Origin of the sequence: Pseudomonas sp. B7, assembly GCF_016735645.1 — a bacterium.
In the GTDB taxonomy this organism is placed as follows: Bacteria; Pseudomonadota; Gammaproteobacteria; order Pseudomonadales; family Pseudomonadaceae; genus Aquipseudomonas; species Aquipseudomonas glycinae.
In genome coordinates this window covers 351,395-377,428 of sequence record NZ_JAERRE010000003.1, presented here as the reverse complement: position 1 = coordinate 377,428, position 26,034 = coordinate 351,395, and the positions used below count along the sequence as shown (strand labels likewise).

Below are 26,034 nucleotides of genomic sequence, written 5' to 3'. Positions count from 1 at the left end.
GTCAGTCCCACTGCGGCGCGATGCCTTTGGGGCTGGTCAGGCGATGGCCGCGATCCAGTGTGGCGATCAGCGCCATGTCGGCGTCGCTCAGGGTCAGCGCCATGGCGCCAAGGTTGCCTTGCAGGTTGGCACGTTTGGTCGACGACGGAATCACCGCGTAACCCGATTGCATCGCCCACGCCAGAGTGACCTGCGCCGGGGTGGCTTGCAGACGCTCGGCGATCTGCACGATCAGCGGATCCTTCAGCACTTCGCCATAGGCCAGGGTCATGTACGACGTGATCTGGATGCCCTGACTTTGCGCGAACTCGACGACCTTGCGGTTTTGCAGGTACGGGTGCAGTTCAATCTGGTTGGTGGCGATATTTTCCGCGCCGACCGCAGCAATCGCCTGTTTCATCAGGTCGATGGTGAAGTTGGACACGCCGATCTGCTGGGTCAGGCCCAGGCGTTTGGCTTCCAGCAGCGCGCCCATGAACTCTTCGACGGGCACCTGATCTTCCGGCGACGGCCAGTGGATCAGCGTCAGGTCGAGGTAGTCGGTCTGCAGTTTTTGCAGGCTCGCCTTGAGGCTTTCGATCAGACGATCCTTGGCGAAGTTGGCGATCCAGATCTTGCTGGTGATGAACAGTTTGTCGCGGGCAATACCGCTGGCAGCGATGGCCTCGCCGACATCGGCTTCGTTTTCGTAGATCTGGGCGGTGTCGATGACCCGGTAACCGAGCTCAAGGGCAGTGCTCACCGAATCGATGACCACCTGACCTTGCAGGCGAAACGTACCAAGACCGAAAGCGGGAACAGACATGCAGGAACTCCAGGGTTGCAGTGGGTATGGGCAGGAGTATCCGCGTCTGATTCCTCGGGAAAAACCGCTGTCGGGGCAAAGTACTGTTGACTGAAAAGCACGAATCACATTGATCGCTCATCGTTCCATCAATAGAACGATGAGGACGGTTTTGGCTGACTAGTACTAAATACGTGGCGAATTTATGATCAGCCCATGATCAACCTGATTTCGGAGCCCACCATGAAAAAACTGATCGGTATCTACACCAGCCCTCGCGGCCACTGGGTCGGCGATGGGTTTCCGGTGCGCACCCTGTTTTCCTACGACAACCTGGGCAAGCACATCAGCCCGTTCCTGCTGCTGGATCATGCCGGACCTGCGCATTTCACCCCGACTATTGAGCGCCGTGGCGTGGGGCAGCATCCGCACCGTGGCTTCGAAACCGTGACCATCGTTTACGAAGGCGAAGTGCAGCACCGTGATTCCACCGGCAGCGGCGGCACCATCGGTCCGGGCGATGTGCAGTGGATGACGGCGGCTTCCGGCATCCTGCATGAAGAATTCCACTCGGAAAACTTCGCTCGAACCGGCGGCAATCTGGAAATGGTGCAACTGTGGGTGAATCTGCCGGCCAAGGACAAAATGGCCGCGCCGGGTTACCAGACCATCCTGGACAGTGATATCCCGCAAATCGCGCTCAATGACGGTGCCGGCAGCCTGCGCCTGATCGCCGGTGAGTTCGACGGCCACAAAGGTCCATCCCGCACGTTTACGCCAATCGACGTGTGGGACCTGCGCCTGAACGCCGGCAAGCTGCTTACGCTGGATCTTCACGAAGGCCGCAACACCGCGCTGGTGGTGTTGAAGGGTTCGGTTCAGATCAACGGTGGGGAGTCGATGCGCGAAGGCCAGTTGGCGCTGTTCGAGCGTGATGGCGATCGCATCACCCTTGAAGCCAGCGCGGACGCGGTGGTGCTGCTGCTCAGCGGCGAGCCGATCGACGAGCCGATTGTCGGCCACGGCCCGTTCGTGATGAACACCGAGCAGGAAATCCATCAGGCTTTCGCCGACTTCCAGTCCGGCCGCTTCGGCCAGATGCACAGCTAAAAAAACCGGCAGGCGCCACGTGCGCCTGCCGGTTTTTTTTGCGCACGCGCAGTGGCGCTCATCCCGCCAAATCAATTACTCCTACACTGAGCCCAATCTGTGCGATCTTCTCGCGACTGGCCCCTGTCGGAGTTGTTTGATGCTGTCTCTGCTCACCGATCATCCGTTGTTTTGTGCCCTGATCCTGATCCTGGTCGATCTCGGTCTGTGGCGCCTGATCAGCGCCCACGGCAGTGCATGGAAACTGTTGGTGCGGGTGCTGATTTTTGCCCTGTTCAGCATTCTGCTGTTCAACGAAGGGCTCAACCCGATGGAGCCTGCGCCTTGGGCCGACAATGTGCCGTTGCACCTGGCGGCGACCGGGTTGCAGATCGGCTGGTGGCTGTTCGGCGCGCGCACTCTGACGGTGCTGATTGGTGCGGTGATGATGCAGCGTGTCGGGCATACCGGGCGGTTGTTGCAGGATCTGCTCGGTGCGGTGATCTTCCTGATTGCGATCATCGCGGCGCTGGCCTACGTGCTGGATCTGCCGGTCAAAGGCGTGCTGGCAACGTCCGGGGCGTTGGCGATCATCGTCGGTCTGGCGCTGCAGAGCACCTTGAGTGACGTGTTTTCCGGGATCGTGCTCAACACCACCAAGCCTTATCAACTGGATGACTGGATCTCCATCGACGGCACCGAAGGCCGGGTCACCGACATCGACTGGCGCGCCACGCGCCTGCAAACCAGTCAGGGCAGCATGGCGGTGATTCCCAACTCGCTGGCGGCCAAGGCCAAGATCATCAACTTCAGCCGGCCGAGCAACATGTTCGGGGTTGCCGTCAGCGTGCAGGTCAGCCCCCATGCGCGGCCGAGTTCGGTGATCGATGCCCTGGAGCGCGCGATGCAGGGCTGTCGCCAACTGCTGGAGAACCCCGCGCCGAGTGTTGCGCTGAAGAGCTCCAGCAGTGCAGGCACCGAATATGAAATCAGCGGGTTCGTCGCCTCGATGAGTGAAAAGCGCGTGGTGCGCAATCAGCTGTTCGACCTGGCCTACCGGCATCTGCAAGCGTCCGGGGTCAATCTGCTCTCGAGTGATGAGCCGGGTGTTCCGAGCAATCTCTCGCGACCTCGGGCGTTGCTCGACAGCTCGCCGATTTTCTCCACCCTGCGTCAGGAGGAGAAAGAAACCTTCAGCCAGAACATGACTCTGCAAACCTTCCGTGCCGGCGAGATGATTCTGGCGGGCGGGGAGGTCAGCGATCACCTGTTCATCATTGAGTCCGGCGTGGTCTCGGTGACGCTCAAGCGCCACGGCACGCCGTTCGAGTCCGGACGGATGGGGCCGGGCGAAGTGATCGGCGAGGCGGGGATTGTGTCCGATACCTCTTTGCCGGCCGACTTCTCCGCCAAGACCTTCTGCGCGCTGTACCGCATCGAGAAGTCTTATCTCAAGCCATGCCTGGACGCCCGTCACGACATCAACGATGCGATGAAGGCGCTGCTCGATTTCCGCCTGCACAAGGCGCAATCCCTGACGGAAGATACGCCGGCGGTCGTGCCGAAAAAAGGCTTCCTTCAATGGCTGCGCAATCGCGTGTAAACGGAGGATCCAACGCAACCGTCGCGGGGGGACCGGTGTCACAGGTTTTAATCGGTCAATGGCAGGAGCCCGGACGATGAAAAAAATGCGCATTGCCACGTTCAACGTCAACGGCCTGCGTGCCCGTCTGCCAAATCTGCTGGAATGGCTCAGGCGCGAGCAGCCGGACATCGTCTGTCTGCAAGAGCTCAAGATGCTGGACAGCGCGTTTCCCGCTGCTGATCTGGAGGCCGCCGGCTACGGTGCCATCTGGCACGGTCAGGCGTCTTGGAACGGGGTGGCGATTCTTGCCCGCGATGCGCAACCGCTGGAGAGCCGGCGCGGTTTGCCCGGCGATCCCGACGATAAGCACAGCCGCTACCTCGAAGCGGCGGTGCATGGGGTGTTGGTGGGGTGCCTGTATCTGCCCAATGGCAATCCGCAACCTGGGCCGAAGTTCGACTACAAGCTGGCCTGGTTCGAGCGTCTGATCAAATACGCCCGGGATCTGCAAAGCAGCGATCACCCGGTGGTGCTGGCCGGCGATTACAACGTGGTGCCCACCGATCTGGATATCTACAACACCCGTTCGTGGCTCAAGGATGCGTTGTTGCAACCGGAGAGCCGCGAGTGCTATCAGCGCCTGCTGGATCAGGGCTGGACGGACTCTTTGCGGCATCTGTATCCCGAAGATCGGCTGTACACGTTCTGGGACTATTTCCGTCAGCACTGGCAGAAGAACTCCGGGCTGCGGATCGACCATCTGCTGCTCAATCCGACACTGAGCCCTTATCTGCACGAGGCCGGTGTGGATGCCTGGGTGCGCAACGAACCGCACGCCAGCGACCACGCGCCGACATGGATTCGCATCGGTTCGCGTAAAAGACGCTAGCGGGTGATTGGTTAATTCAATTGTCGATTCGAGGCCCGGATCCCGTATACATGGCGACCATCGGCGGAACGATCCGCGCCCCCATGCAAAAGGACCCAGCCATGAGCGAGCCACGCCTGACGAATCTGAAACAGTACCTGCAACGCCTGGGATTCGACGCGCCCCCGGCACCGACCCTTGAAACCCTGCGATTGTTGCAACTGCGCCATACCGGCGCCTTTCCTTTCGAAAACCTGTCGACGCTCAGTGGCGAACCCGTCCTGATCGATCTGCCCTCCATTGAGCGCAAGGTCCTGAACAACGCCCGTGGCGGGTACTGCTACGAGCTGAACAACCTGTTTCTGGCCTTGCTGCTGGAGCTGGGGTTCGACGCGCGGGGCATCAGCGGGCGCGTGGTCATGAATCAGCCCGAAGGCAGCTGGACGGCACGCACCCACCGCCTGAGCCTGGTGACCATTGACGACGTGCGCTACATCACCGACGTCGGCTTCGGCGGCATGGTGCCGACCGCGCCACTGGTGCTCGATACCGACGCCGAGCAATACACGCCGCACGAACCGTATCGCATCGAAGTGCAGGCCGATGGCTACATGCTGCGGGCCAGAGTCGCTGGCGAATGGCGGCCGATGTACCTGTTCGATCTGCAGCGCCAGGAAGACATCGATTACACCCTCGGCAACTGGTACGTCTCGACCCACCCGGACTCGCCATTTGCCCAGCGCCTGATGGTGGCGCGTACGGGCGACGGCTGGCGGCGCACCTTGAACAACGGCAGTTTCGCGATCCACCGTATCGGCGCCGAGAGCGAGCGGCGTGAAGTGACGGATGTCGATGAACTGATCGAATTGCTGGAACGGGAATTCGGCTTGCGCCTGCCGCACCAGCTCGGTGCGCGAGAGGCTCTGGCGCGCTTGATTCAGCCAGTTTGAACGCTACGGTTTGACGTCCGGTTCCAGTACTCGCCGGATCTCGTTCACGGCCGCCGACAGTTTTTTCTCAAGGCTCTTGAGGTCGGTGGCGGTGATGCCTTGCTTGAATTGCCCGCTTGAATCTTCGAGTTCAACAGCTGCCCCACGGCTGTTAAGCAATGCGTGGCGCAGGGTGTTGTTGATTACCGTCTGATAGCCAAACCCCTCGCTTTCAGCGACCTCGCGCGCGGCTTCGATCACCGCGTCATCGAGCATGATGGTGATGCGCGTTTTACCCTTGGTGGGAGCAATGGCGCCGCGTTTACCGTCGCTGAAATTGTATTCATCTTTCATTGATCACCTCTGCGCAAAGTTGCCATCGCTCGCTGGGCTCGAATGGGTTGGCAGCATTCTTGCTTTTGTCGAACTGAATCTTGAATGACTTCATTATGCATACTTTATATGTATAAAAAGAACGCGACCGCGCCGTCGGTCGCCATGAACACTTCAGCCTAGGCGGATAACGCGTGGACTCTATTGGGGATGTGTTGCCGGATTTGTGGGGGATGAAAGCAGCGGGATAGAAGGTTGGGTGGCTAGCTAACCATTATGTGACTGATAAGTTGTATACAAGTCTATGGACATTTGTCCTGACTCTTGCATACAGTGTGTGCATAACAAAAACCAGGGAACTCCCCCACCATGAAAACGCCCCATGTTTCACACCAACGGCCCGAGGACGAGAATCTCGGGGTCGGCGCGAATATGGCTTACGGCCTGCAACACGTTCTGACCATGTATGGCGGTATCGTCGCGGTGCCACTGATCATCGGTCAGGCCGCCGGGCTTTCGCCGGCGGACATCGGTCTGTTGATTGCTGCTTCATTGTTTGCGGGGGGGCTGGCCACGCTGCTGCAAACCCTGGGTTTACCATTTTTCGGCTGTCAGTTGCCGCTGGTGCAGGGCGTGTCCTTCTCTGGCGTTGCCACCATGGTGGCGATTGTCAGCAGTGGCGGGGAGGGCGGCTTCCAGTCGGTGCTCGGCGCGGTGATTGCGGCGTCGCTGATCGGCTTGCTGATCACCCCGGTATTTTCGCGAATCACCAAATTCTTCCCGCCGCTGGTAACCGGCATTGTGATCACCACCATCGGCCTGACGCTGATGCCCGTGGCTGCACGCTGGGCCATGGGCGGCAACAGTCACGCGCCTGATTTCGGCAGCATGCAGAACATCGGTCTGGCGGCGGTGACGCTGGTGCTGGTGCTTCTGTTGAGCAAGGTCGGCAGCTCCACCATCTCGCGTCTGTCGATCCTGTTGGCCATGGTGATCGGCACGGTGCTGGCGGTGTTCCTCGGCATGGCGGACTTCTCCAGCGTCACCCAAGGCCCGATGTTCGGCTTCCCGACGCCGTTCCATTTCGGCATGCCGACCTTCCACTTCGCCGCGATCCTGTCGATGTGCATCGTGGTCATGGTGACCCTGGTGGAAACCTCGGCGGACATCCTGGCGGTCGGTGAAATCATCGGCACCAAAGTCGACTCCAAGCGTCTGGGCAACGGCCTGCGGGCGGACATGCTGTCGAGCATGTTTGCACCGATCTTCGGCTCGTTCACCCAAAGCGCCTTCGCCCAGAACGTCGGGCTGGTGGCGGTGACCGGGATCAAGAGCCGCTACGTGGTGGCGACCGGCGGTATCTTCCTGGTGATCCTCGGCCTGCTGCCGTTCATGGGCCGGGTCATTGCAGCCGTGCCGACCTCGGTACTCGGCGGCGCCGGTATCGTGCTGTTCGGCACCGTGGCGGCAAGTGGTATCCGCACGCTGTCCAAGGTCGATTACCGCAACAACGTCAACCTGATCATCGTCGCCACCTCGATCGGCTTCGGCATGATCCCGATTGCCGCGCCGAACTTCTACGATCACTTCCCGAGCTGGTTCGCGACCATTTTCCATTCGGGAATCAGCTCGTCGGCGATCATGGCGATCCTGCTGAACCTGGCGTTCAACCACTTCACGGCGGGTAACTCGGACCAGCAGTCGGTGTTTGCGGCGGCAGAAGAGCGGACCCTGCGTTATCGCGATCTGGCCGCGCTGCGTGAAGGCGACTACTTCAGCGACGGCAAACTGCATGACTGCGACGGCAATGAAGTGCCGGTGATCGATCCGGATGCGGATCACGGTCATGGCGCGCCGAAGGTACATGCCAAGAGCAGCGAACACGTCTGACCGTTGTAGTTGAATGAAAAGGGCCGATCAGTTGCGAAACTGATCGGCCCTTTTTATGGCGCTGACTTTTTCAATGCCACAAAAAAGCCCCTGAATCTTTCGATTCAGGGGCTCTGTATTTGGCTCCACAACCTGGACTCGAACCAGGGACCCAGTGATTAACAGTCACTTGCTCTACCAACTGAGCTATTGCGGAATTGGTGCGTATGTTACTGATTTAAAAAGACTAGTCAAGCGCGAGATGTAAATTTGTTGGAAAGGTCAGGACGGGCGGCGGTTTATCGGCGATTGGCGGTTACCAGAACCGTGGCAGAGGTCTACCATGGCCGCCCGGAAGTGGTCACACGCGCTGCCGGCCATTCGCCGAAAAGGTATGCGCCATGAATAGTCCCATCCTCACCCATTGTCCTGTCGAGGTGTTCGCATGAGCACCGCACAAATCAGCCTGCCCAAAGGCGTCGGCCCGCACGCCGAAAAACTCTTCGACGCGATCACCCAGGCCGCCACGGCTGAAGAACTGAACCGCGCAGGCGGAAAGGCCGAAGGTTTTGTCCTCGGCCTGGAAAGCACCAAGGCCATCAAGAGCCAGATCGCCGAATCGCTCTACGTCGTTTATGACGATGCGGCGACTCAGCGTGCAGCGGAACTGGCTTAACCGCCGAAGGTGAAGGTGCCGAGCATCAGTTTGGCGTACAGCATCGTCGCACCCAGTTGCACCAGCCACAGCGCCAGCCCACCGAGAAACACCCCGGCCGCGACTTGCAGCACCAGATTGTTGCCGCGCTTGGCGGGAGCGCGGGGGATGAAGTCATCCAGATCGTCGCGGTCGGCGCGCAGGTCATCGTTTTTCATGTCGTCTCTCTGAAATATCGTTTGGGTGCAGTCTAGAGGGTATGGCGGCTTTTCTTCAGACAAATAAAAAACGGGAAGCGCGAAGGCTTCCCGTTTTCAGTGCCACGCCGGATCAGATGACCTGAACGATGGCGTCCGTCACGGCTTCGATGTTGCTCTGGTTCAGCGCGGCGACGCAGATGCGGCCGGTGTCCAGGGCGTAGATGCCGAACTCGTTGCGCAGGCGGTGAACCTGTTCGGTGGTCAGGCCGGAGTAGGAGAACATGCCGCGCTGGCGACCGACGAAGCTGAAGTCACGCTGCGGGGCTTTCTTGGCCAGCAGAGCAACCATCTGCTCGCGCATGCCGCGAATGCGCAGGCGCATTTCAGCCAGTTCGGCTTCCCACTGAGCGCGCAGTTCCGGGCTGTTCAGCACAGCGGCAACGATGCTTGCGCCGTGGGTCGGCGGGTTGGAGTAGTTGGTGCGGATCACGCGTTTGACTTGCGACAGGACGCGGGCGCTTTCTTCTTTCGATTCGCTGATGATCGACAGTGCACCGACGCGCTCGCCGTACAACGAGAACGACTTGGAGAACGAGCTCGATACGAAGAAGGTCAGACCGGATTCCGCGAACAGACGCACGGCAGCGGCGTCTTCGGCGATGCCGTCACCGAAACCCTGGTAAGCCATGTCGAGGAACGGCACGTGACCTTTGGCCTTGACCGCCTCCAGCACGTTGTTCCAGTCCGCCGGGCTCAGGTCGACGCCGGTCGGATTGTGGCAGCAGGCGTGCAGCACGACGATCGAGCCGTTCGGCAGGGCATTGAGGTCTTCCAGCAGGCCGGCACGGTTCACGTCGTGGGTGGCGGCGTCGTAGTAGCGGTAGTTCTGCACCGGGAAACCGGCGGTTTCGAACAGCGCGCGGTGGTTTTCCCAGCTCGGGTCGCTGATCGCCACGACGGCATTGGGCAGCAGTTGCTTGAGGAAGTCGGCACCGATTTTCAGTGCGCCGGTACCGCCGACGGCCTGAGTGGTGATAACGCGGCCAGCCGCCAGCAGTGGCGAATCATTGCCGAACAGCAGCTTTTGCACAGCCTGGTCGTAGGCCGCGATGCCGTCGATCGGCAGGTAGCCACGGGAGGCATGCTGAGCGGCGCGAATGGTTTCGGCTTCGATGACGGCGCGCAGGAGTGGAATTCGCCCCTCTTCGTTGCAGTACACACCCACCCCGAGGTTGACCTTGTTGGTCCGGGTATCGGCGTTGAATGCTTCGTTGAGGCCCAGGATTGGATCGCGGGGTGCCATTTCGACAGCGGAGAACAGGCTCATTTTTACGGCAGCTCTAATGGAGAGTGGAGGGACGTGTGGCGCTCCAGCCGAATGCACTAGAGCGGTGCACAAACGGGGAGCTAGTATAGAGGCCATCATCGATCAATGGCGACAGGCGAATCGGCTTTTAAGGTAAGTTTTTCCGATTATTTCTCGACCGTTAGTCGAATGAGCTTGTCGGAGACTTTACCGGATGTAGGACGTTTGCCTTGAAAGGCGAGGCAATCGGCTCCACATTCAGCACAATCTTCGTTTTTCCTTGCGCGACATCGGTCGTTTGCGGTCTTTCTCGTGGTGCTGCGGTTGCCCGCCGCGTCGCGATTCCAGAGGTGTTTATGTCTGAATTCCAGCTCGTCACCCGTTTCGACCCCGCCGGCGATCAACCCGAAGCCATTCGCCTGATGGTCGAAGGCATCGAAGCCGGGCTGTCGCACCAGACGCTGCTCGGGGTGACCGGGTCGGGCAAGACCTTCAGCATCGCCAATGTGATCGCCCAGGTGCAGCGTCCGACGCTGGTGCTGGCGCCGAACAAGACCCTGGCCGCGCAGTTGTACGGCGAGTTCAAGTCGTTCTTCCCGAACAACGCCGTCGAATACTTCGTTTCCTACTACGACTACTACCAGCCCGAAGCCTATGTGCCGTCGTCCGACACCTTTATCGAGAAGGATGCGTCGATCAACGACCATATCGAGCAGATGCGGCTGTCGGCGACCAAGGCACTGCTCGAGCGCAAGGACGCGATCATCGTCACCACGGTGTCGTGCATCTACGGTCTGGGCAGCCCGGAAACCTATTTGAAAATGGTCCTGCACGTCGATCGCGGCGACAAGCTCGATCAACGTGCGCTGGTGAGGCGCCTGGCCGACCTGCAATACACCCGCAACGACATGGATTTCGCCCGTGCGACCTTCCGTGTGCGCGGCGATGTGATCGACATCTACCCGGCGGAATCCGACCTGGAAGCGATCCGCATCGAGCTGTTCGATGACGAGGTGGAGAGCATTTCTGCGTTCGACCCGCTGACCGGCGAAGTCATCCGCAAGCTGCCGCGCTTCACCTTCTACCCGAAGAGCCACTACGTGACGCCCCGGGAAACCCTGCTCGACGCCATCGAGGGGATCAAGGTCGAGTTGCAGGAGCGCCTGGAATACCTGCGCAACAACAACAAACTGGTGGAAGCCCAGCGTCTTGAGCAGCGCACCCGGTTCGACCTGGAGATGATCCTCGAACTCGGCTACTGCAACGGCATCGAAAACTACTCGCGCTACCTGTCCGGACGCCCGGCTGGTGCGGCGCCGCCGACGCTCTACGATTACCTGCCGGCCGATGCGTTGCTGGTGATCGACGAATCCCACGTCAGCGTGCCGCAAGTCGGCGCGATGTATAAGGGCGACCGCTCGCGCAAAGAAACTCTCGTGGAGTACGGCTTCCGCCTGCCGTCGGCGCTGGACAACCGGCCGATGCGCTTCGACGAGTGGGAAGGGGTGAGCCCACAGACGATTTTCGTCTCGGCCACGCCCGGCAACTACGAAGCCGAGCATGCCGGGCGGGTGATCGAACAGGTTGTGCGCCCGACCGGTCTGGTCGACCCGCAGGTCGAAGTGCGGCCGGCGCTGACTCAGGTTGACGATCTATTGTCGGAAATCACCAAGCGTGTGGCGGTGGAGGAGCGGGTGCTGGTTACCACGCTGACCAAGCGCATGGCCGAAGACCTGACCGATTACCTGGCCGATCACGGCGTACGCGTGCGTTATCTGCACTCGGACATCGACACCGTCGAGCGGGTCGAAATCATCCGCGACCTGCGTTTGGGCACGTTCGATGTGCTGGTGGGGATCAACCTGCTGCGTGAAGGTCTGGACATGCCGGAAGTGTCGCTGGTGGCGATTCTCGACGCGGACAAGGAAGGCTTCCTGCGTTCCGAGCGTTCGCTGATCCAGACCATCGGCCGGGCGGCACGTAACCTCAATGGCCGGGCGATTCTCTACGCGGATCGCATCACCGGTTCGATGGAGCGCGCCATCGGCGAAACCGAACGCCGTCGTGACAAACAGATCGCCTTCAATCTGGCCAACGGCATCACGCCGAAGGGCGTGTTCAAGGACGTCGCCGACATCATGGAAGGCGCCACCGTGCCCGGTTCGCGCAGCAAGAAGCGCAAAGGCATGGCCAAGGCCGCCGAAGAGAACGCCAAGTACGAAGCCGAACTGCGCTCGCCGAGCGAGATCACCAAGCGCATCCGCCAACTGGAAGAGAAGATGTACCAGCTGGCCCGCGACCTGGAATTCGAAGCGGCAGCACAGATGCGCGACGAAATCGCCAAGCTGCGTGAGCGGCTGTTGGCCGTTTAACGGATCGTTCCCACGCTCTGCGTGGGAATGCAGCCCTGGACGCTCTGCGTCCGCTCAAGATTAATGTGCCTCGCCGGCCTTCAGTCCGGCGGGCAATTTCTTGGTCAGCAAAATCGCCAACATGCTGATCCCCAGCGCAATCCCGACAAAATGAAACGCATCGTTGTAGGCCATGATCAGCGCCTGCTGATGCACGATCTCGCTCAACTTGCCCAACGCCGCCGTGTCACTGCCGAAACGATCGGTCATCGACGCCAAGCGTTCGGCCACCTGCGGATTGGTCGGCACCACCGCTTCACGCAAATAATCGAAATAGGTTTTGGTGCGCGCATCCAGCAAAGTAGCGAGCAGGGCGATGCCGATGGCGCCGCCGAGGTTGCGCAAAATGTTGAACAGGCTCGATGCTGAGCCCGCGTCTTGCGGCAGGATGTACGCCGTGGCGATCAGCGAAATGGTCACCATGATCAGCGGCTGACCCAAGGCACGGATGATCTGGATCTGGTTGAACTGCGGCCCGGCGAAATCCGGATTGAGCACCCCGGATGAAAAACTCGCCAGCCCGAACAGCCCGAAACCGATTGTGCACAGCCATTTCGGCGAGACGAATTTCATCAGTTTCGGCACTAGCGGAATCAGAAACAGCTGCGGCACGCCCATCCACATGATCACTTCGCCGATCTGCAGGGCGTTGTAGTTCTGGATTTGCGCCAGGTACAGCGGCAGCAGATAGATCGAACCGTACAACCCGACGCCCATGCCGAGGCTGGAAATACTCGACAGCCCGAAATTGCGGTTGCGCAGGATGCCGAGGTTGATGAGCGGGTTGGGCTTGGAAATCTGCACGATCACGAAGGTGATCAGGCTCAGCAGGGCGATGCTGCCCAGCGTCACGATCAGGCTCGATTCCAGCCAGTCCTTGCGATGGCCTTCCTCAAGGAAAACCTGCAGGCAACCGAGGCCGATGCCGAGCGTGAGAATGCCGGTGTAATCGGTGCTTTTCAGCAGCTCCCAATGCGCTTCTTTCTTCTCCAACCCGTACATCAGCCCGGCGATCATGATCAGCCCCGGCGGGATGTTGATATAGAAGATGTACTCCCAGCCCCAGTTTTCCGTGAGCCAGCCGCCGAGGGTCGGGCCGATGGATGGGGCGAAGGTGGCGGTCATGGCAAACATCGCCATGCCTTTGGCGCGGTGGTGTTCGGGGAGTTTGATCAGTGTCAGGGTGAACGCCAGCGGGATCAGCGCGCCGCCGGTGAAGCCCTGCATGGCGCGAAACACGATCATGCTCTCCAGACTCCAGGCCATCGAGCACAACAGCGAAGAAATCAGAAACCCCAGCGACACCCACACCGCCAGCCGCCGTGCCGACAGCAACTGCACCAGCCAGGCGGTCAGCGGAATCATGATGATTTCCGCCACCAGATAAGACGTCGAAATCCACGAGCCTTCTTCCAGGGTCGCCGACAGGGCGCCCTGAATATCCTTGAGCGACGAGTTGGTGATCTGGATGTCGAGCACCGCCATGAAGGCGCCAAGCATGACGCTCATCACCGCGATCCAGTCCCGCCGGGTCGGTTCGCCGACCGGGCGGATCAGTGAATCACCGGCCATTGTCAGGGGCGTCTTTGATGTTCACGGTGGCGGTGACGGACATGCCCGGACGGATCTTGCCGTGCAGCGGGTTATCGGCCTTGAAGGTCAGCTTGACCGGAATCCGCTGCACGACCTTGGTGAAGTTGCCGGTGGCGTTGTCCGGCGGCAACAGGCTGAACTGCGCGCCAGAGGCGGCGAACAGACTGTCGACCCGGGCTTCGACCGGCGTATCGCCATAGGCATCGAAAAGCAGCTCGGCCTTTTGGCCCGGCTGCATGTGGCCGATCTGGGTTTCCTTGAAATTGGCCTGCACCCAGATGTCTTCGTCCGGGACGATCGACAAAAGATAGGCGCCGGCCTGTACCACTTGCCCATTGCGCGCGGCACGCTGGCCGATCAGGCCGCTGATCGGCGCGTGGATTTCGCTGCGGGTCAGGTTCAGTTCGGCCTGGGCGAGGTCGGCACGGGCGTTGGCGATCTGTGCATCGAGGCGTTTGATCTCGGCGGTCAGCGCGTTGACTTGCTGGCGCTGGCTCTGGGCATCGGCCTGGGCCTTGGCCACTTGCGAGCGGGCGATATGGGCGTCGGCGGAGAGGGTGGTGACCCGCTCCTCGGAGACGTAGCCGGGTTTACGCAGGGTTTCTGCCCGCGACAAATCCACCTGCGAGCGGCCGAGCGTTGCCTGGGTGGTGGCAACTTGCGCGTCGCTGGCGGCAATCAGGCTGGCTTGCTGGGTCAATTTGCTCTGGGCTTGCAGGCGCTCGGCCTCACGGGTGGCGAGGGCGGCGTTGGCGCGATCGACGGCCAGACGGAAATCATTCGGTTCGAGACGGATCAGCAGTTGGCCCTTTTCCACATGTTGGTTGTCCTGCACCAGCACTTCGTCGATGCGTGCGCTCAACTGGCTCGACACGCGGGTGATTTCACCCTGGACATAGGCGTTGTCGGTGCTTTCATAAAAGCGTCCCTTGAAAAACCAATGGGCGAAAAAGCCCCCGGCAATCAGCAGGACCAGCAGCAGGAAAATGAACAGGCGACGCTTGAGTTGGGCAGGCATGGGCAAACTGTAGTCGAGGAATTGTAAGGAAAGTTATCAGCAGGCGAATCTGGCATACAGCCGATGAACGGTAAATGCCGTCTGTTGATATTCGGCCATTCACCACGGCCAACGGGCGTTCCAGACGCAACCTTGGCTTAAATGCCCTGCCCGCTGGAGCGGGGCGGGTGTCGCCTGTTACCATTCGCCGCTTGATCGTTCTTTGCTTTTCATTCTTTTCGAGACATGCCATGACCACCGTCCGCACTCGCATCGCGCCATCGCCTACCGGGGATCCCCACGTAGGTACCGCTTACATCGCACTGTTCAACTACTGCTTTGCCAAGCAGCACGGCGGTGAGTTCATCCTGCGGATCGAAGACACCGATCAATTGCGTTCGACCCGCGAGTCCGAACAGCAGATCTTCGACGCCCTGCGCTGGCTGGGTATCGACTGGAGCGAAGGCCCGGACGTCGGCGGCCCGCACGGCCCGTACCGTCAGAGCGAGCGCGGCGATATCTATCAGAAGTATTGCCAGCAACTGGTCGACATGGGCCACGCCTTCCCGTGCTTCTGCACCGCTGAAGAGCTGGACCAGATGCGCGCCGAGCAAATGGCGCGCGGCGAAACCCCGCGTTACGACGGCCGTGCACTGTTGCTGTCCAAGGAAGAAGTCGCCCGGCGCCTGGCTGCCGGCGAGCCGCACGTGATCCGCATGAAGGTGCCGAGCGAAGGCGTCTGCGTGGTGCCGGACATGCTGCGTGGCGATGTCGAGATCCCGTGGGATCGCATGGACATGCAAGTGCTGATGAAGACCGACGGCCTGCCGACGTACTTCCTGGCCAACGTGGTCGACGATCACCTGATGGGCATCACTCACGTGCTGCGCGGCGAAGAATGGTTGCCGTCGGCGCCGAAACTGATCCTGCTTTACGAGTATTTCGGCTGGGAACAACCGGAGCTGTGCTACATGCCGCTGCTGCGTAACCCGGACAAGAGCAAGCTGTCCAAGCGCAAGAACCCGACTTCGGTGACGTTCTACGAGCGCATGGGTTTCATGCCTGAGGCGATGCTTAACTACCTGGGCCGCATGGGCTGGTCGATGCCGGACGAGCGCGAGAAGTTCTCGCTGCAGGAAATGGTCGACAACTTCGACCTCAAGCGCGTGTCGCTGGGTGGGCCGATTTTCGATATCGAGAAGCTGTCGTGGCTCAACGGCCAGTGGCTGCGTGATCTGCCGGTGGAAGAGTTCGCCGCTCGCGTTCAGAAGTGGGCGTTCAACTCCGAGTACATGATGAAGATCGCGCCGCATGTTCAGGGCCGTGTCGAAACCTTCAGCCAGGTTGCACCGCTGGCCGGGTTCTTCTTCGCCGGTGGCGTGAACCCGGATGCCAAGCTGTTCGAATCGAAAAAGCTTTCGGGCGATCAGGTTCGTCAGTTGATGCAATTGATCCTGTGGAAGCTGGAAAGCCTGCGTCAGTGGGAGAAGGACAGCATCACCGCGACGATTCAGGCGGTGGTCGAATCCCTCGAGCTCAAGCTGCGTGATGCGATGCCGCTGATGTTTGCCGCGATTACCGGGCAGGCGAGTTCGGTGTCGGTGCTCGATGCGATGGAAATCCTCGGGCCGGACCTGACCCGTTTCCGTCTGCGCCAGGCGATTGACCTGCTGGGCGGCGTGTCGAAGAAAGAAAACAAAGAGTGGGAAAAGCTGTTGGGCGCCATCGCCTGATTGCGTTTGACTCTGCAGGACGCGCCGAAGGTCAGGATCTTTTGATCCTGTCCTTCGGTGTTTTCCCCCGAATTTACGGGGGGAGGGCGGTAAGTGATTGTAATGCCGACAAAAAATTTTGAAATTTTTCAAAAATAAGTTTGACAGCCTTTCGATACGCCCTTAAGATTCGCCCCGTCCTCAGCGATGACATCAACGATGAGGGGCTATAGCTCAGCTGGGAGAGCGCTTGCATGGCATGCAAGAGGTCGACGGTTCGATCCCGTCTAGCTCCACCAATTTACACTTCGAAGCCTGGCCACACCGGCTTCGAAGCGATCAACACTCAGCGTTGATCAGTTGTATAGAAGGGTTTGCGTCCCCTTCGTCTAGTGGCCTAGGACACCGCCCTTTCACGGCGGTAACAGGGGTTCGAGTCCCCTAGGGGACGCCAGTTTTACAGAAGTGATGTTGCAAGATGTCGCTCCGCCGAGAGGCGAAAAATCCGGGGCTATAGCTCAGCTGGGAGAGCGCCTGCATGGCATGCAGGAGGTCAGCGGTTCGATCCCGCTTAGCTCCACCAATTTACAGTTCAAGGTCTGGCCACACCGGCCTTGAATCGATCAGTACTCAGCGCTGATCATTTGTATAGAAGGTTTGTGTCCCCTTCGTCTAGTGGCCTAGGACACCGCCCTTTCACGGCGGTAACAGGGGTTCGAGTCCCCTAGGGGACGCCACGATTACCCGCTCTGCGGGATTTTATAAGGGTCATTCAATTATTGAATGGCCCTTTTGTTTGTCTGGCGTTTGGCCAAATCCTCTTTTTCCTTAACACTGTGCTTCAGACCAGCGGTCACGCGTGTGACTTGCGGAATATTATTATGAGAATAATATTGCTATCGTAATATTCGGAGGCGACGATGAACGACAAGAAAGCTCAAACCCGCGAACGCATTCTCAAGGCCGCCAGTGCTGCACTGATCCAGCGCGGTCCGGCTGAACCGAGCGTGGGCGAAGTGATGGGGGCGGCCGGCCTGACCGTCGGTGGCTTCTACGCCCACTTCGAAAGCAAGGACGCAATGATGCTTGAGGCGTTCAAGCAATTGCTCGGTCGCCGTCGCGACCTGATTGCCGACATGGACAGCGAGCTGACCGGTGAGGAGCGCCGCGCCCTGGTGGCTGCTTTCTACCTGTCGCGCAAGCACCGTGATTCCAGCGATTCGGCCTGCCCGATTCCGGCCTCCATCGGCGAGCTGGGCCGTCTACCGGAGGCGTTCCGGATCGCGTTGAACGAACACCTGGAATTGATGATTGCGCAGTTGGCCGCAACGCCGGAAGACACCGACAAAGCGTTGGCCGACGTGGCCTTGATGGTGGGAGGCCTGGCGCTCGCCAGGGCGTTGGGCCCTGGGGATTTATCCGATCGATTGCTGCGCGCTGCCAAGTCGGCGGTGCGTTGACCTGAAGGCTACAAGCCCGGGGAGAGAGCGATGAGCACGTTGAAGTGGGTTCGCGGCGTTAATGGCACCTTGGGCTGGTTCGCACCGAAACTGGTGGCGAGCAAAATGCGGTTGGCGTTCATGACGCCGCGCGCGAATACACCGCGCGATTGGGAATTGCCGCTGCTGGCGAAATCCGAACGCATCACTTTGCGCTTCGGTCTTTCGGCCCTGCGCTGGGGGCAAGGCCCGACTGTTTTGCTGATGCATGGCTGGGAAGGGCGCCCCACCCAGTTTGCCGCGTTGATCACTGCGCTGGTCGAAGCGGGCTACACCGTTGTCGCGCTGGATGGTCCGGCCCACGGTCGCTCGCCGGGGCGTGAAGCCAACGTGGTGCTGTTCGCCCGTGCGATGCTTGAGGCCGCGGCCGAATTGCCGCCGTTGCAAGCGGTCATCGGCCACTCCATGGGCGGTGCCAGTGCCATGCTCGCGGTGCAATTGGGCTTGCGCACTGAAACCCTGGTGAGCATCGCCGCTCCCGCGCGAATTCTCGGGGTGCTGCGCGGATTTGCCCGCTACGTCGGCATGCCGCCCAGAGCTCGTTCCGCGTTCATTCGCGAGGTTGAACAGGACGTCGGCATGCGCGCCGCCACCCTCGATGTCGCCCACTATCAACTGGATATGCCAGGCCTGATCGTGCATGCCGAGGACGACACGTTCGTTTCGGTCAAGGAATCCCAATTGATCCACGAATCCTGGTTCGACAGTCGCTTGCTGCGCCTGGAGGCCGGCGGCCATCAACGCGTACTGGCCGACCCTCGGGTGATTGATGGCGTGTTATCACTGCTGGCCGGGCGCAGCCTTCAGGCGCGGCAATCGGCCTAGTCATCCGTTACACTGCCCCGGTTGAATCATTTGACCGGGAGTAGGGCATGGGCTGGGATCGGGCAACGCCGTTTACCATTGATCTGCAAGTGGGCGCCGAGGACATCGACGGGCTGGGCCACGCCAACAACGCGGTCTATGTGACCTGGCTCGAGCGCTGCGCCTGGCGCCACTCACAGCGCCTGGGCCTGGATCTGGTCGAGTACCGGCGGCTGGATCGGGCAATGGCCGTTGTACGCCACGAAATCGATTACCTGGCCGCCGCCTACGAAGGCGACGAGCTGCAATTGGCGACCTGGATCGTTGATTGGGACCAGCGCCTGAAAATGACCCGTCACTTCCAACTGATCCGCCCCAGCGACAACGCCACGCTGCTGCGCGCCCAGACCACCTTCGTCTGCATTGAGCTGTCCACCGGCCGGCCCAAGCGCATGCCCGCCGAATTCATCGAAGGCTATGGCCCGGCCATACAGACGGCGGACATGGGTTTAACCCGCGAAACCCAGTAAACTGCCGCACGTTTTTCCTTGAGTGTGTGTTTCCCATGCAAATTGCTCTGGCGCCGATGGAAGGGTTGGTCGACGACATCCTGCGCGATGTCCTGACCCGTGTCGGCGGTATTGACTGGTGCGTGACCGAGTTCATCCGGGTCAACGATCAGTTGCTGACTCCGGCCTATTTCCACAAGTTCGGCCCTGAACTGCTCAACGGTGCGCGCACGGCGTCCGGCGTGCCACTGCGCGTGCAGTTGCTGGGTTCCGATCCGGTGTGCCTGGCGGAAAACGCGGCGCTGGCCTGCGAGCTGGGCTCCGAAGTGATCGACCTGAACTTCGGTTGCCCGGCCAAGACCGTCAACAAGTCCCGTGGCGGTGCGGTACTGCTCAAGGAGCCGGAACTGCTCAACCGGATCGTCGAACACGTGCGTCGCGCCGTACCTGCGCACATTCCGGTTACCGCCAAGATGCGCCTGGGTTTCGACAGCCCGGACGGCTCGCTGGTGTGCGCCACGGCACTGGCAGAAGGCGGCGCCGAACACATCGTGGTGCACGCCCGGACCAAGGTCGACGGCTATAAGCCACCGGCCCATTGGGAGTGGATCCCGCGCGTACAAGATGTGGTCAAGGTGCCGGTATTTGCCAACGGCGACATCTGGAGCGTCGAGGACTGGCGACGCTGCCGGGAAATCAGCGGCGTCGAAGACATCATGCTCGGTCGCGGTCTGGTGTCGCGCCCGGACCTGGCCCGTCAGATCGCCGCCGCCCGTGCCGGCGAAGAAGTCGTCGAGATGACCTGGGCCGAGCTGATGCCACTGATCCAGGACTTCTGGCTGCAAGCCAAAGCGCAAATGACCGCGCGCCAATCGCCTGGCCGTTTGAAGCAATGGCTGGCCATGCTGACCCGCAATTATCCCGAAGCCGTCGAGCTTTTCACCGTGCTGCGCCGGGAGACCGAGCCGGATCAGGTCTCGCGTTTGCTGGGTTTGCCGGTCGCCGAAGCCGCCTGAAAAAAATCTTCAAACGATCTCTTGAAAACAAAACGCAGGTCCCTATCTAAGGGTTACGCGATGCCGAATTCGGGTCGCGGAGACAAAAAAACTTGCTGATTGTTTTCAGGAGATTTGAATCATGAGTACTGCATTTTCCCTCGCTCCACTGTTCCGTTCCTCGGTAGGTTTCGACCGTTTCAACGACCTGTTCGAAACCGCCCTGCGCAACGAGCCGGGCAGCACCTATCCGCCTTACAACGTGGAAAAACACGGTGACGATCAATACCGCATCGTCGTGGCGGCGGCCGGTTTCCAGGAAGAAGACCTGGAACTGCAAGTCGAAAAAGGCGTGCTGACCATCAGTGGCGGCAAGCGTGATGCCAATGAAGGCGTCACGTTCCTGCACCAGGGCATTGCTCAGCGTGCATTCAAGCTGTCCTTCCGCCTGGCCGATCACATCGAGATCAAGGCCGCCGGCCTGAGCAACGGTCTGTTGAGCATCGACCTGTTGCGCGTGATTCCGGAAGAGGCGAAAGCCAAGCGCATCCCGATCAATGGGGCGCAGCCGGCTCTGCAACACTGAGTCACTTGCAGAAACAAATCGTCTGAACGGGCGATAAGCCGCTGAATGAAGGCCCCGACACGTCGGGGCCTTTTTTGTGGGCGCAGGAAAATGGCTGTTCGACTTTGCCGCCAGCGGCGGTTTCTCTACAATCCGCCGCAGTTTAGCCGACCCCATCCTTAGCGGTCGGCCTGGAGCCTTTTTTCATGGACGATATTCAACAGCGCTGGCTGTGCGCCCTCTCTGCGCCAATGGCCGCGCTTAATACCGGTGCCGGGTATGACGACCCTGCCTTCTGCGACGACCGCTATATCGATCTGAAAGGCAGCTGGGGAATCGATGACCGGCGACAATTGTTCGACATGCTTCAATGGATGACGGACGACGGACATGCAAAGCACCTGAGTGGCGCCTATTCGGCGTGGCAACGTTGTCTGCCGAATGAATGGCAGCGCCTGCTCGAAGAGCTGAGCCCTCGCGAGCGTGTTCTGCATGAGTTTGCCAGTCGCACTTTTGGCGGTTGTGGTCCCGGAGGAATTTTGTCTTGGGATTACGGGCGGATGGGGTTTCTCTTGCGTTGCGCAGTGCGCAATCAGTGGATTGATCTGGCCGAAAGCAACTGGCTGCACAGCCGTTTGGCCGTCAGGGCGCAATTTCACTACGGTAGCTGGATGTCTTACTTCAATGGCTTTGTTGTGGGGCGTACGTTTTGGTGTTGCCTGAACACAAGCGACGACGAGTTGGCTTGCGAGCTGGAGCGGCAAGGGGACAGTGTTCATAACCTGCGGATCACCCGCGGCCTCGCCCAGAACATTCCGCACTTTCTGGCCGACCTGCCCTGGCACATGGAAATTGATTCGTTACCCCGTCCGGCATCGCTCAAGGAGTTCGACTGGTCATGAGTTGCTGGATTCGCCTGGGCATCGAGCCTACATCCGACGAAACCCTGATTCGCGATGCCTACCGCGCACGATTGCCGTCGCATCATCCGGAAACCGATCCTGAAGGATTTCAGGCGCTGCGCATGGCCTACGAAAACGCCTTGCGCCTGGCGCGTGAAGATGAGGAAGAAGCGCCCGAGGAAATAACTGAAAACTCAGGGCAGGAGGTTGTCGAGATCCCGCAGGCGTTCGCGGATTTCTGCGAGTTGCTTGACGATCCCGCGCGACGTTTCAACTTCGAGGCGTGGCAGGCATTTGTCCGGGCGCTGGATGAGCTGTCGCTGGAACAGCTCGATGAACTCAGTTGGGGGCTCTACCACCGGATGGCCGATGCCGGCCCTCTGTCTTACCGCTGCGCGAATCTGTTGGCCAAGCGTATGGCGTGGCATCAGCAGTTACTGGATCTGGAGTTCAACGACGCGCATCGGGTGGGAGCCTTTTTGCAGCGAATCGAAACGCCTGACCCGTTCGATACCGATCTGATGAGCGCCTGGTCATTGGCTGCGCAGACCGAAACACTTTGGTACGCCCGCAGCCTCGACTTTATTTTCACCCAGCGTCCCCTCCATGAGTTCGCTGACTTCGCCAGTCAGCACACGTGTCTGCCGTTGCCGGATGATGCTGCGTTCATGAAACGTTTGCTGGTGCAGTTCACCCAGGCGGGCATCGGTGCACCGATATTTTTGCAGTGCTGTGTCGAAAAACAGCTGGAAGCACCGGATGACGTGGACTGGCTTTACCTGTTGGCGTGTCAGAGCAGTCTGCTGGGGCGGGACGATCAGGCATTGCCGTGCTGGATCAGGCTGTGGAACGAGTTCCGCCATCCGATGGCCGAAAGTCGTCTGCTGGAATTGTGCGCCAAGCGGCAACCGACTTTTCTGCCTCTGCTGATTCAGGCGTTCGATTGTCTGGGCGATTTCTCCGAGTGGCCTGCGGATCTCGGGGATGACGCGCAGGTATACGGCAGTCCGTCACAACGCCCCGAGACGCTGAACCGTTGGTTGGGTGTCGGGCGGTTGAAGCTCGATAGCCTGGCGAAAAGTTTTGTCGATTGGCGCATGACAGGCGATGAGCTCCCGTTGCTTGCCCAACTGCTGGGTGAGAATGCCGACAGCAGGCTGCTGCAACTGTACCGGCATGCCTGGGCGCTGCATCGCGGTGATGCGGTCTTGCTGCAGCGGATTCTGGATCAGCCGCTCCCGGTCGATGCGCTTGAATGCCTGGTGTTGAGCGGGTTCAAAGTTCAGGCCGGACAACATCTGCGCTGGTTGGAGAATGCGCCGATTGCGCAGGCTATGAGTGTATTCAGCGAAGCGGATTCAATATCGCAGCAATTGCCGCAGGCACTGACAACAGGCGAGCTGCAAAAGGTCTGTCGCCTGTGGTTGCGTCGCTTGCGGCCCTACAGTGACACCGCCCTGGAGCGCATCGCCGAAGCATTCAAATTGGGCGCCGTCAAAGACGACTGTGACTTGTCCGAGCTCGATCTGCTCCTTCAGTTGAGCCGTCGCGGGATAGGGTTGCCGCCGGTCGGGCTGGGCGAGGCTGCCTGGGAGTGGCACGCTCAAACCGTGTTTTTGCTGGCGTTGCTGGATCAGCCGGAGCGCTGGCTGCCAATGATCGATGGGCAGTGCCTGGAGCGTCTGCCGTTCAGTCCGGTTCATCCTTTGAGTCGACTGCAGCCACTGTTGCGGCGGTTGCAACGCGAGCAAGGCAATTGCGACGGTTTACTGGGCTGGCTGCAAGGCAATGATCCGGTGCACGGCTTGCTGGTGCAGCAATTGTTCAGCGTGCAGCAGGCACTCGACAGCGCCCGATTGCCTGCCAATACCCTGCTTTACACCTGCATCGAGAGCGACCGCGCTGCGTGTGGCGACGATCTGTTGGGGCTGTTGATGTTCTGGGGCGTGCTCTATCACGACCCGAGCCTGAGCGCCGAGCAGCATCGTGCCTTGCTGCAGTCCATCGCGGCAGTCAGTTGCGAGGATGACTGGTTCGAAGGGTTTCGTGACGGCTTGATCAAGGGCGAGCCGGTGTGGCCGCCGCGCAAGGTGTTGACGGATTTTGGGGTCGACAAACTGTTGGCATACGAGGCCCTCGATTCGCTCAAGGCCATGGTGCGCTATGGCGCTGCCGGAGTGCCGAAAACGCGAGTGCTGCGCCAATTGCAGCAGGGCAAGGATGACGTGAAGAACAGTATCGGCTTGCGCCTGGCGCTGTGTGCCTTGCTGTCCTGGTCGGAGCGTTTGATGTTGGCCAAAAGTGATGTTCAGCCGGTGCCGGCAGGGGCGATCTGGCGCCTGGGGTCGCGGCTGGGGCGCAAGGCTTTTATCGCCCAGGTCCTGGGGTGTGTGGTGATTACGCCGGTGGCAGGATTGATCAGCGGTACCACATTCTTTGGCATTCTGATCCTGTTACTGGGTGTTCTGCTGTTATTCGGTGCCACTCTGCGCCGTTTGCATGATATGGGACGAGGCCTGCCCACATTGCTGATATTCATGGCCTTGTCGCCGGTCTTGCCGTTTCTGCCGCTGCTGCTGTTCGGCTTTCCCGGTGACAAGTTGCCCAACCGGTACGGGGTGCCACCGGACAGCGGCGGTGGCGAGGGTGGCGAGATGCTGTCCGGTGGTCTGCAGGCTGCTCTGCGGCGACTTAACGGTTAGAGGCGCAGTTGATCCAGCGCCTTGTTGAGCTCTGAGCGGTGGCTGGCGATCTCGGCCGGCTGCTGTCCGCCGAGTACCGTGGTGAAGTTGTGCAGCCACTCGGCAATGTGTTCGCGCTGCGTGCCCAGACTTTGCATCCATGCCCGCTCCAGACGGGCCAGCAGTGTGCGGTTGGGCAATGCGTCGCGTGGATGGACCTTCAGCGTCGACAGGCGGTTATGGCTGTCTCTGCGTGCTTGTTCATTCAGCCCGGTGGGACTGCGGTCGATGCTGTGGCTGTGGCGTTCGCCGGTCTGGAGCAGCGTGACGTCGACCTCGAGTAAACCGTTGATGTCGTAACTGAAGCGTACGTCCAGCTCCTGAATGTTATCGGTGGGCGTCAAGGTGACATCGAAAGCGTCAATGAGGATGTTGTCACGTACCCACGGCCGCTCACCCTGATAAACGGCAATGCGCAGCAGCTCCTGCCGGGGATGGGTTGTGTGGTAGCGCTCTACCCGTGACGTCGGGATGATGGTGTTGCGTTCGATGATCGGCGAAAAGGCGCCGTCGATGCCTTTGCCACGCATGGTTGCGATGCCCAGTGTATACGGGCAGACATCGGTCAGAATCAGTTCTTCGATCGCGCCATCGCGCGCCTTGCAGGCCGCTTGCGTGGCCGCGCCCAATGCAACGAGGGTGTCGGGATCAAGATGCCGGTAGGGCAGGCGTCCGAACAGTGTGGCGACCAACTGTTGTACCGCAGGCATTCGCGTTGCCCCACCGACCAGCACCAGACTGTCGAGATCCCGTGGTTTCAAGCGCGCATCGCGCAGGGCCTGTTCGATCGGCGCGCGCAATCGTACCAGCAACGGTTCCCAGATCTTCACGGCAGCGGCTTCATCCAGCGACCATTCGTACAGTTTGTCGGCATGGTGCCAGCTCAGCGATTGAGGTCCTTCGCCGAGTTCGCATTTGAGTTGTTCCAGGGCATCGCCCAGGCTGGCCATGCCTTGCGGATCAATCATCGACGGGGTCAGTCGCCAGTTTTTCAGACAGGCATTCAGCAGTGCAGCGGTAAAGTCCTCACCACCCAAAAAGTTGTCCCCGGTGGACGCATGCACTTCAATCAGCGGCAACGCATATTCCAGCACCGTGACATCGAACGTCCCGCCGCCCAGATCGAAGATCAGCGTGCGTTCGAATTTCTGCTCGTGCAGGCCATACGCCATTGCAGCGGCGGTTGGCTCGTTGATCAGTCGGGAGACCTTCAGGCCCACCAGTTCGGCGGCGAACAGTGTGCGTTTGCGTTGCTCGTCACTGAAATACGCCGGCACGGAAATCACCGCTTCAGCCACCGGGTGGCCGAGAAAGGCTTCGGCGTCCTGCTTGAGTGAGCCCAGCACCAGTGCCGATAACTCTTCGGGGCTGAAGGTTTTGGTGCCGAGTTCGATCTGCCGGTCGCTGCCCATGAATCGCTTGAACGCGGCGGCTGTGCGTTCCGGGTGGGTCGTGAGGCGTGCGCGTGCGGCTTTGCCGACCAAAATGGTCTCGTCTTCATCGAGGCTGACCACCGACGGGGTCAGTACCTCGCCGAGGGCGTTGGGGATCAATCGGGCCTGACCGTCCTGCCACACGGCGATCAAACTGTTGGTGGTGCCAAGGTCAATGCCCAGCAGGGCCGGGCGGGGGAGGGTTGCATCCTGCATGATCGATCTCGAAACAGCGCGAAAAAACGCGACCCTACA

Annotated in this window: 22 protein-coding genes and 5 tRNA genes; 19 read left to right on the top strand and 8 right to left on the bottom strand. The window is 60.2% G+C overall.

Annotated features, from left to right (window positions below):
* Position 1 precedes the first annotated feature (1 nt).
* Entirely contained in the window at positions 2–805 is an 804-nt protein-coding gene (dkgB, locus tag JKA62_RS10415) for a 2,5-didehydrogluconate reductase DkgB (protein ID WP_201817708.1), read from the bottom strand.
* Positions 806–1,027: 222 nt separating this feature from the next.
* On the opposite strand from dkgB, the gene JKA62_RS10410 reads away from it, so the two are divergent.
* From JKA62_RS10410 to JKA62_RS10395, 4 genes are all read left to right on the top strand, one after another.
* Positions 1,028–1,894, top strand: coding sequence for a pirin family protein (locus JKA62_RS10410; RefSeq protein ID WP_011333330.1), 867 nt, complete (start codon positions 1,028–1,030; stop codon positions 1,892–1,894).
* Positions 1,895–2,033: 139 nt separating this feature from the next.
* Positions 2,034–3,476, top strand: a complete 1,443-nt coding sequence (locus JKA62_RS10405; RefSeq protein WP_011333331.1) for a mechanosensitive ion channel family protein — start codon at positions 2,034–2,036, stop codon at positions 3,474–3,476.
* Positions 3,477–3,552: 76 nt separating this feature from the next.
* Positions 3,553–4,347, top strand: a complete 795-nt coding sequence (gene xth, locus JKA62_RS10400; protein ID WP_011333332.1) for an exodeoxyribonuclease III — start codon at positions 3,553–3,555, stop codon at positions 4,345–4,347.
* A 101-nt stretch (positions 4,348–4,448) separates the two neighbouring features.
* Positions 4,449–5,276 (top strand): arylamine N-acetyltransferase family protein, encoded by an 828-nt coding sequence (locus tag JKA62_RS10395; protein WP_011333333.1) that lies wholly within the window; start codon positions 4,449–4,451, stop codon positions 5,274–5,276.
* Between the two features lie 3 nt (positions 5,277–5,279).
* Here JKA62_RS10395 and JKA62_RS10390 read toward each other — a convergent pair whose 3' ends face one another.
* Complete coding sequence (locus JKA62_RS10390; RefSeq protein ID WP_011333334.1) at positions 5,280–5,609, bottom strand: BrnA antitoxin family protein; 330 nt, start codon at positions 5,607–5,609, stop codon at positions 5,280–5,282.
* A gap of 348 nt (positions 5,610–5,957) precedes the next feature.
* On the opposite strand from JKA62_RS10390, the gene JKA62_RS10385 reads away from it, so the two are divergent.
* Positions 5,958–7,478, top strand: coding sequence for a nucleobase:cation symporter-2 family protein (locus tag JKA62_RS10385; protein ID WP_011333335.1), 1,521 nt, complete (start codon positions 5,958–5,960; stop codon positions 7,476–7,478).
* Positions 7,479–7,598: 120 nt separating this feature from the next.
* On the opposite strand, the gene JKA62_RS10380 is transcribed toward JKA62_RS10385, so the two are convergent.
* Positions 7,599–7,674, bottom strand: a tRNA-Asn gene (locus tag JKA62_RS10380).
* 228 nt (positions 7,675–7,902) lie between these two features.
* On the opposite strand from JKA62_RS10380, the gene JKA62_RS10375 reads away from it, so the two are divergent.
* A complete protein-coding gene (locus tag JKA62_RS10375; RefSeq protein WP_011333336.1) occupies positions 7,903–8,133 on the top strand; it encodes a hypothetical protein in 231 nt (76 codons plus the stop codon).
* Here the strand turns inward: JKA62_RS10375 and JKA62_RS10370 are convergent.
* Both JKA62_RS10370 and JKA62_RS10365 read right to left on the bottom strand, forming a co-directional pair.
* On the bottom strand, positions 8,130–8,330 hold the full coding sequence (locus JKA62_RS10370) for a hypothetical protein (RefSeq protein WP_007956421.1): 201 nt from the start codon (positions 8,328–8,330) through the stop codon (positions 8,130–8,132). The genes JKA62_RS10375 and JKA62_RS10370 overlap by 4 nt on opposite strands.
* 112 nt (positions 8,331–8,442) lie before the next feature.
* Positions 8,443–9,639, bottom strand: coding sequence for an amino acid aminotransferase (locus JKA62_RS10365; RefSeq protein WP_011333337.1), 1,197 nt, complete (start codon positions 9,637–9,639; stop codon positions 8,443–8,445).
* A gap of 335 nt (positions 9,640–9,974) precedes the next feature.
* On the opposite strand from JKA62_RS10365, the gene uvrB reads away from it, so the two are divergent.
* Positions 9,975–11,990 (top strand): excinuclease ABC subunit UvrB, encoded by a 2,016-nt coding sequence (gene uvrB / locus JKA62_RS10360; RefSeq protein ID WP_011333338.1) that lies wholly within the window; start codon positions 9,975–9,977, stop codon positions 11,988–11,990.
* 60 nt (positions 11,991–12,050) lie between these two features.
* Here the strand turns inward: uvrB and JKA62_RS10355 are convergent, their stop codons facing one another.
* Positions 12,051–13,541: an MDR family MFS transporter gene (locus JKA62_RS10355; protein WP_170844900.1), complete on the bottom strand. Its 1,491-nt coding sequence runs from the start codon at positions 13,539–13,541 to the stop codon at positions 12,051–12,053.
* Positions 13,542–13,590: 49 nt separating this feature from the next.
* A complete protein-coding gene (locus JKA62_RS10350) occupies positions 13,591–14,640 on the bottom strand; it encodes an HlyD family secretion protein (RefSeq protein ID WP_011333339.1) in 1,050 nt (349 codons plus the stop codon).
* A 230-nt stretch (positions 14,641–14,870) separates the two neighbouring features.
* Here JKA62_RS10350 and gltX point away from each other — a divergent pair, with 230 nt between their 5' ends.
* The 12 genes from gltX (at position 14,871) to JKA62_RS10290 (ending at position 24,307) form a co-directional block, all read left to right on the top strand.
* Positions 14,871–16,352 carry a glutamate--tRNA ligase gene (gene gltX / locus JKA62_RS10345; protein WP_007956429.1) on the top strand — a complete coding sequence of 494 codons (1,482 nt, stop codon included), beginning with the start codon at positions 14,871–14,873 and terminating at the stop codon, positions 16,350–16,352.
* 202 nt (positions 16,353–16,554) lie between these two features.
* Positions 16,555–16,630 (top strand) — tRNA-Ala (locus tag JKA62_RS10340).
* A 79-nt stretch (positions 16,631–16,709) separates the two neighbouring features.
* Positions 16,710–16,785, top strand: a tRNA-Glu gene (locus tag JKA62_RS10335).
* A 53-nt stretch (positions 16,786–16,838) separates the two neighbouring features.
* Positions 16,839–16,914: transfer RNA gene (locus JKA62_RS10330), tRNA-Ala, on the top strand.
* A gap of 78 nt (positions 16,915–16,992) precedes the next feature.
* Positions 16,993–17,068: transfer RNA gene (locus JKA62_RS10325), tRNA-Glu, on the top strand.
* Between the two features lie 183 nt (positions 17,069–17,251).
* Positions 17,252–17,791 (top strand): TetR/AcrR family transcriptional regulator, encoded by a 540-nt coding sequence (locus JKA62_RS10320; protein WP_011333341.1) that lies wholly within the window; start codon positions 17,252–17,254, stop codon positions 17,789–17,791.
* A gap of 30 nt (positions 17,792–17,821) precedes the next feature.
* The gene (locus tag JKA62_RS10315; RefSeq protein ID WP_007956433.1) at positions 17,822–18,655 is read left to right on the top strand and encodes an alpha/beta fold hydrolase; all 834 of its coding nucleotides are present in this window, start codon (positions 17,822–17,824) and stop codon (positions 18,653–18,655) included.
* Positions 18,656–18,702: 47 nt separating this feature from the next.
* Positions 18,703–19,164, top strand: a complete 462-nt coding sequence (locus JKA62_RS10310; RefSeq protein ID WP_011333342.1) for an acyl-CoA thioesterase — start codon at positions 18,703–18,705, stop codon at positions 19,162–19,164.
* Between the two features lie 35 nt (positions 19,165–19,199).
* Positions 19,200–20,159 (top strand): tRNA dihydrouridine synthase, encoded by a 960-nt coding sequence (locus JKA62_RS10305; RefSeq protein ID WP_011333343.1) that lies wholly within the window; start codon positions 19,200–19,202, stop codon positions 20,157–20,159.
* Between the two features lie 121 nt (positions 20,160–20,280).
* On the top strand, positions 20,281–20,724 hold the full coding sequence (locus tag JKA62_RS10300) for an Hsp20 family protein (RefSeq protein ID WP_011333344.1): 444 nt from the start codon (positions 20,281–20,283) through the stop codon (positions 20,722–20,724).
* Between the two features lie 185 nt (positions 20,725–20,909).
* The gene (locus tag JKA62_RS10295) at positions 20,910–21,605 is read left to right on the top strand and encodes a DUF1266 domain-containing protein (protein ID WP_011333345.1); all 696 of its coding nucleotides are present in this window, start codon (positions 20,910–20,912) and stop codon (positions 21,603–21,605) included.
* The gene (locus JKA62_RS10290) at positions 21,602–24,307 is read left to right on the top strand and encodes a J domain-containing protein (RefSeq protein ID WP_011333346.1); all 2,706 of its coding nucleotides are present in this window, start codon (positions 21,602–21,604) and stop codon (positions 24,305–24,307) included. Before JKA62_RS10295 ends, JKA62_RS10290 begins: the two co-directional genes overlap by 4 nt.
* Here the strand turns inward: JKA62_RS10290 and JKA62_RS10285 are convergent.
* Entirely contained in the window at positions 24,304–25,995 is a 1,692-nt protein-coding gene (locus JKA62_RS10285; protein ID WP_201817706.1) for a molecular chaperone HscC, read from the bottom strand. The two genes, JKA62_RS10290 and JKA62_RS10285, sit on opposite strands and share 4 nt — an antisense overlap.
* Positions 25,996–26,034: the final 39 nt, after the last annotated feature.

Excerpts from the sequence above, each read along its gene's own strand:
- JKA62_RS10305 (WP_011333343.1), top strand. The coding sequence starts at position 19,200 with ATGCAAATTGCTCTGGCGCCGATGGAAGGGTTGGTCGACGACATCCTG.
- dkgB (WP_201817708.1), bottom strand. The coding sequence starts at position 805 with ATGTCTGTTCCCGCTTTCGGTCTTGGTACGTTTCGCCTGCAAGGTCAG.
- JKA62_RS10405 (WP_011333331.1), top strand. The coding sequence starts at position 2,034 with ATGCTGTCTCTGCTCACCGATCATCCGTTGTTTTGTGCCCTGATCCTG.
- JKA62_RS10295 (WP_011333345.1), top strand. The coding sequence starts at position 20,910 with ATGGACGATATTCAACAGCGCTGGCTGTGCGCCCTCTCTGCGCCAATG.
- uvrB (WP_011333338.1), top strand. The coding sequence starts at position 9,975 with ATGTCTGAATTCCAGCTCGTCACCCGTTTCGACCCCGCCGGCGATCAA.
- JKA62_RS10365 (WP_011333337.1), bottom strand. The coding sequence starts at position 9,639 with ATGAGCCTGTTCTCCGCTGTCGAAATGGCACCCCGCGATCCAATCCTG.
- JKA62_RS10315 (WP_007956433.1), top strand. The coding sequence starts at position 17,822 with ATGAGCACGTTGAAGTGGGTTCGCGGCGTTAATGGCACCTTGGGCTGG.
- JKA62_RS10385 (WP_011333335.1), top strand. The coding sequence starts at position 5,958 with ATGAAAACGCCCCATGTTTCACACCAACGGCCCGAGGACGAGAATCTC.
- JKA62_RS10370 (WP_007956421.1), bottom strand. The coding sequence starts at position 8,330 with ATGAAAAACGATGACCTGCGCGCCGACCGCGACGATCTGGATGACTTC.
- JKA62_RS10410 (WP_011333330.1), top strand. The coding sequence starts at position 1,028 with ATGAAAAAACTGATCGGTATCTACACCAGCCCTCGCGGCCACTGGGTC.
- xth (WP_011333332.1), top strand. The coding sequence starts at position 3,553 with ATGAAAAAAATGCGCATTGCCACGTTCAACGTCAACGGCCTGCGTGCC.
- JKA62_RS10375 (WP_011333336.1), top strand. The coding sequence starts at position 7,903 with ATGAGCACCGCACAAATCAGCCTGCCCAAAGGCGTCGGCCCGCACGCC.
- gltX (WP_007956429.1), top strand. The coding sequence starts at position 14,871 with ATGACCACCGTCCGCACTCGCATCGCGCCATCGCCTACCGGGGATCCC.
- JKA62_RS10285 (WP_201817706.1), bottom strand. The coding sequence starts at position 25,995 with ATGCAGGATGCAACCCTCCCCCGCCCGGCCCTGCTGGGCATTGACCTT.
- JKA62_RS10310 (WP_011333342.1), top strand. The coding sequence starts at position 18,703 with ATGGGCTGGGATCGGGCAACGCCGTTTACCATTGATCTGCAAGTGGGC.
- JKA62_RS10350 (WP_011333339.1), bottom strand. The coding sequence starts at position 14,640 with ATGCCTGCCCAACTCAAGCGTCGCCTGTTCATTTTCCTGCTGCTGGTC.
- JKA62_RS10320 (WP_011333341.1), top strand. The coding sequence starts at position 17,252 with ATGAACGACAAGAAAGCTCAAACCCGCGAACGCATTCTCAAGGCCGCC.
- JKA62_RS10390 (WP_011333334.1), bottom strand. The coding sequence starts at position 5,609 with ATGAAAGATGAATACAATTTCAGCGACGGTAAACGCGGCGCCATTGCT.
- JKA62_RS10300 (WP_011333344.1), top strand. The coding sequence starts at position 20,281 with ATGAGTACTGCATTTTCCCTCGCTCCACTGTTCCGTTCCTCGGTAGGT.
- JKA62_RS10290 (WP_011333346.1), top strand. The coding sequence starts at position 21,602 with ATGAGTTGCTGGATTCGCCTGGGCATCGAGCCTACATCCGACGAAACC.
- JKA62_RS10395 (WP_011333333.1), top strand. The coding sequence starts at position 4,449 with ATGAGCGAGCCACGCCTGACGAATCTGAAACAGTACCTGCAACGCCTG.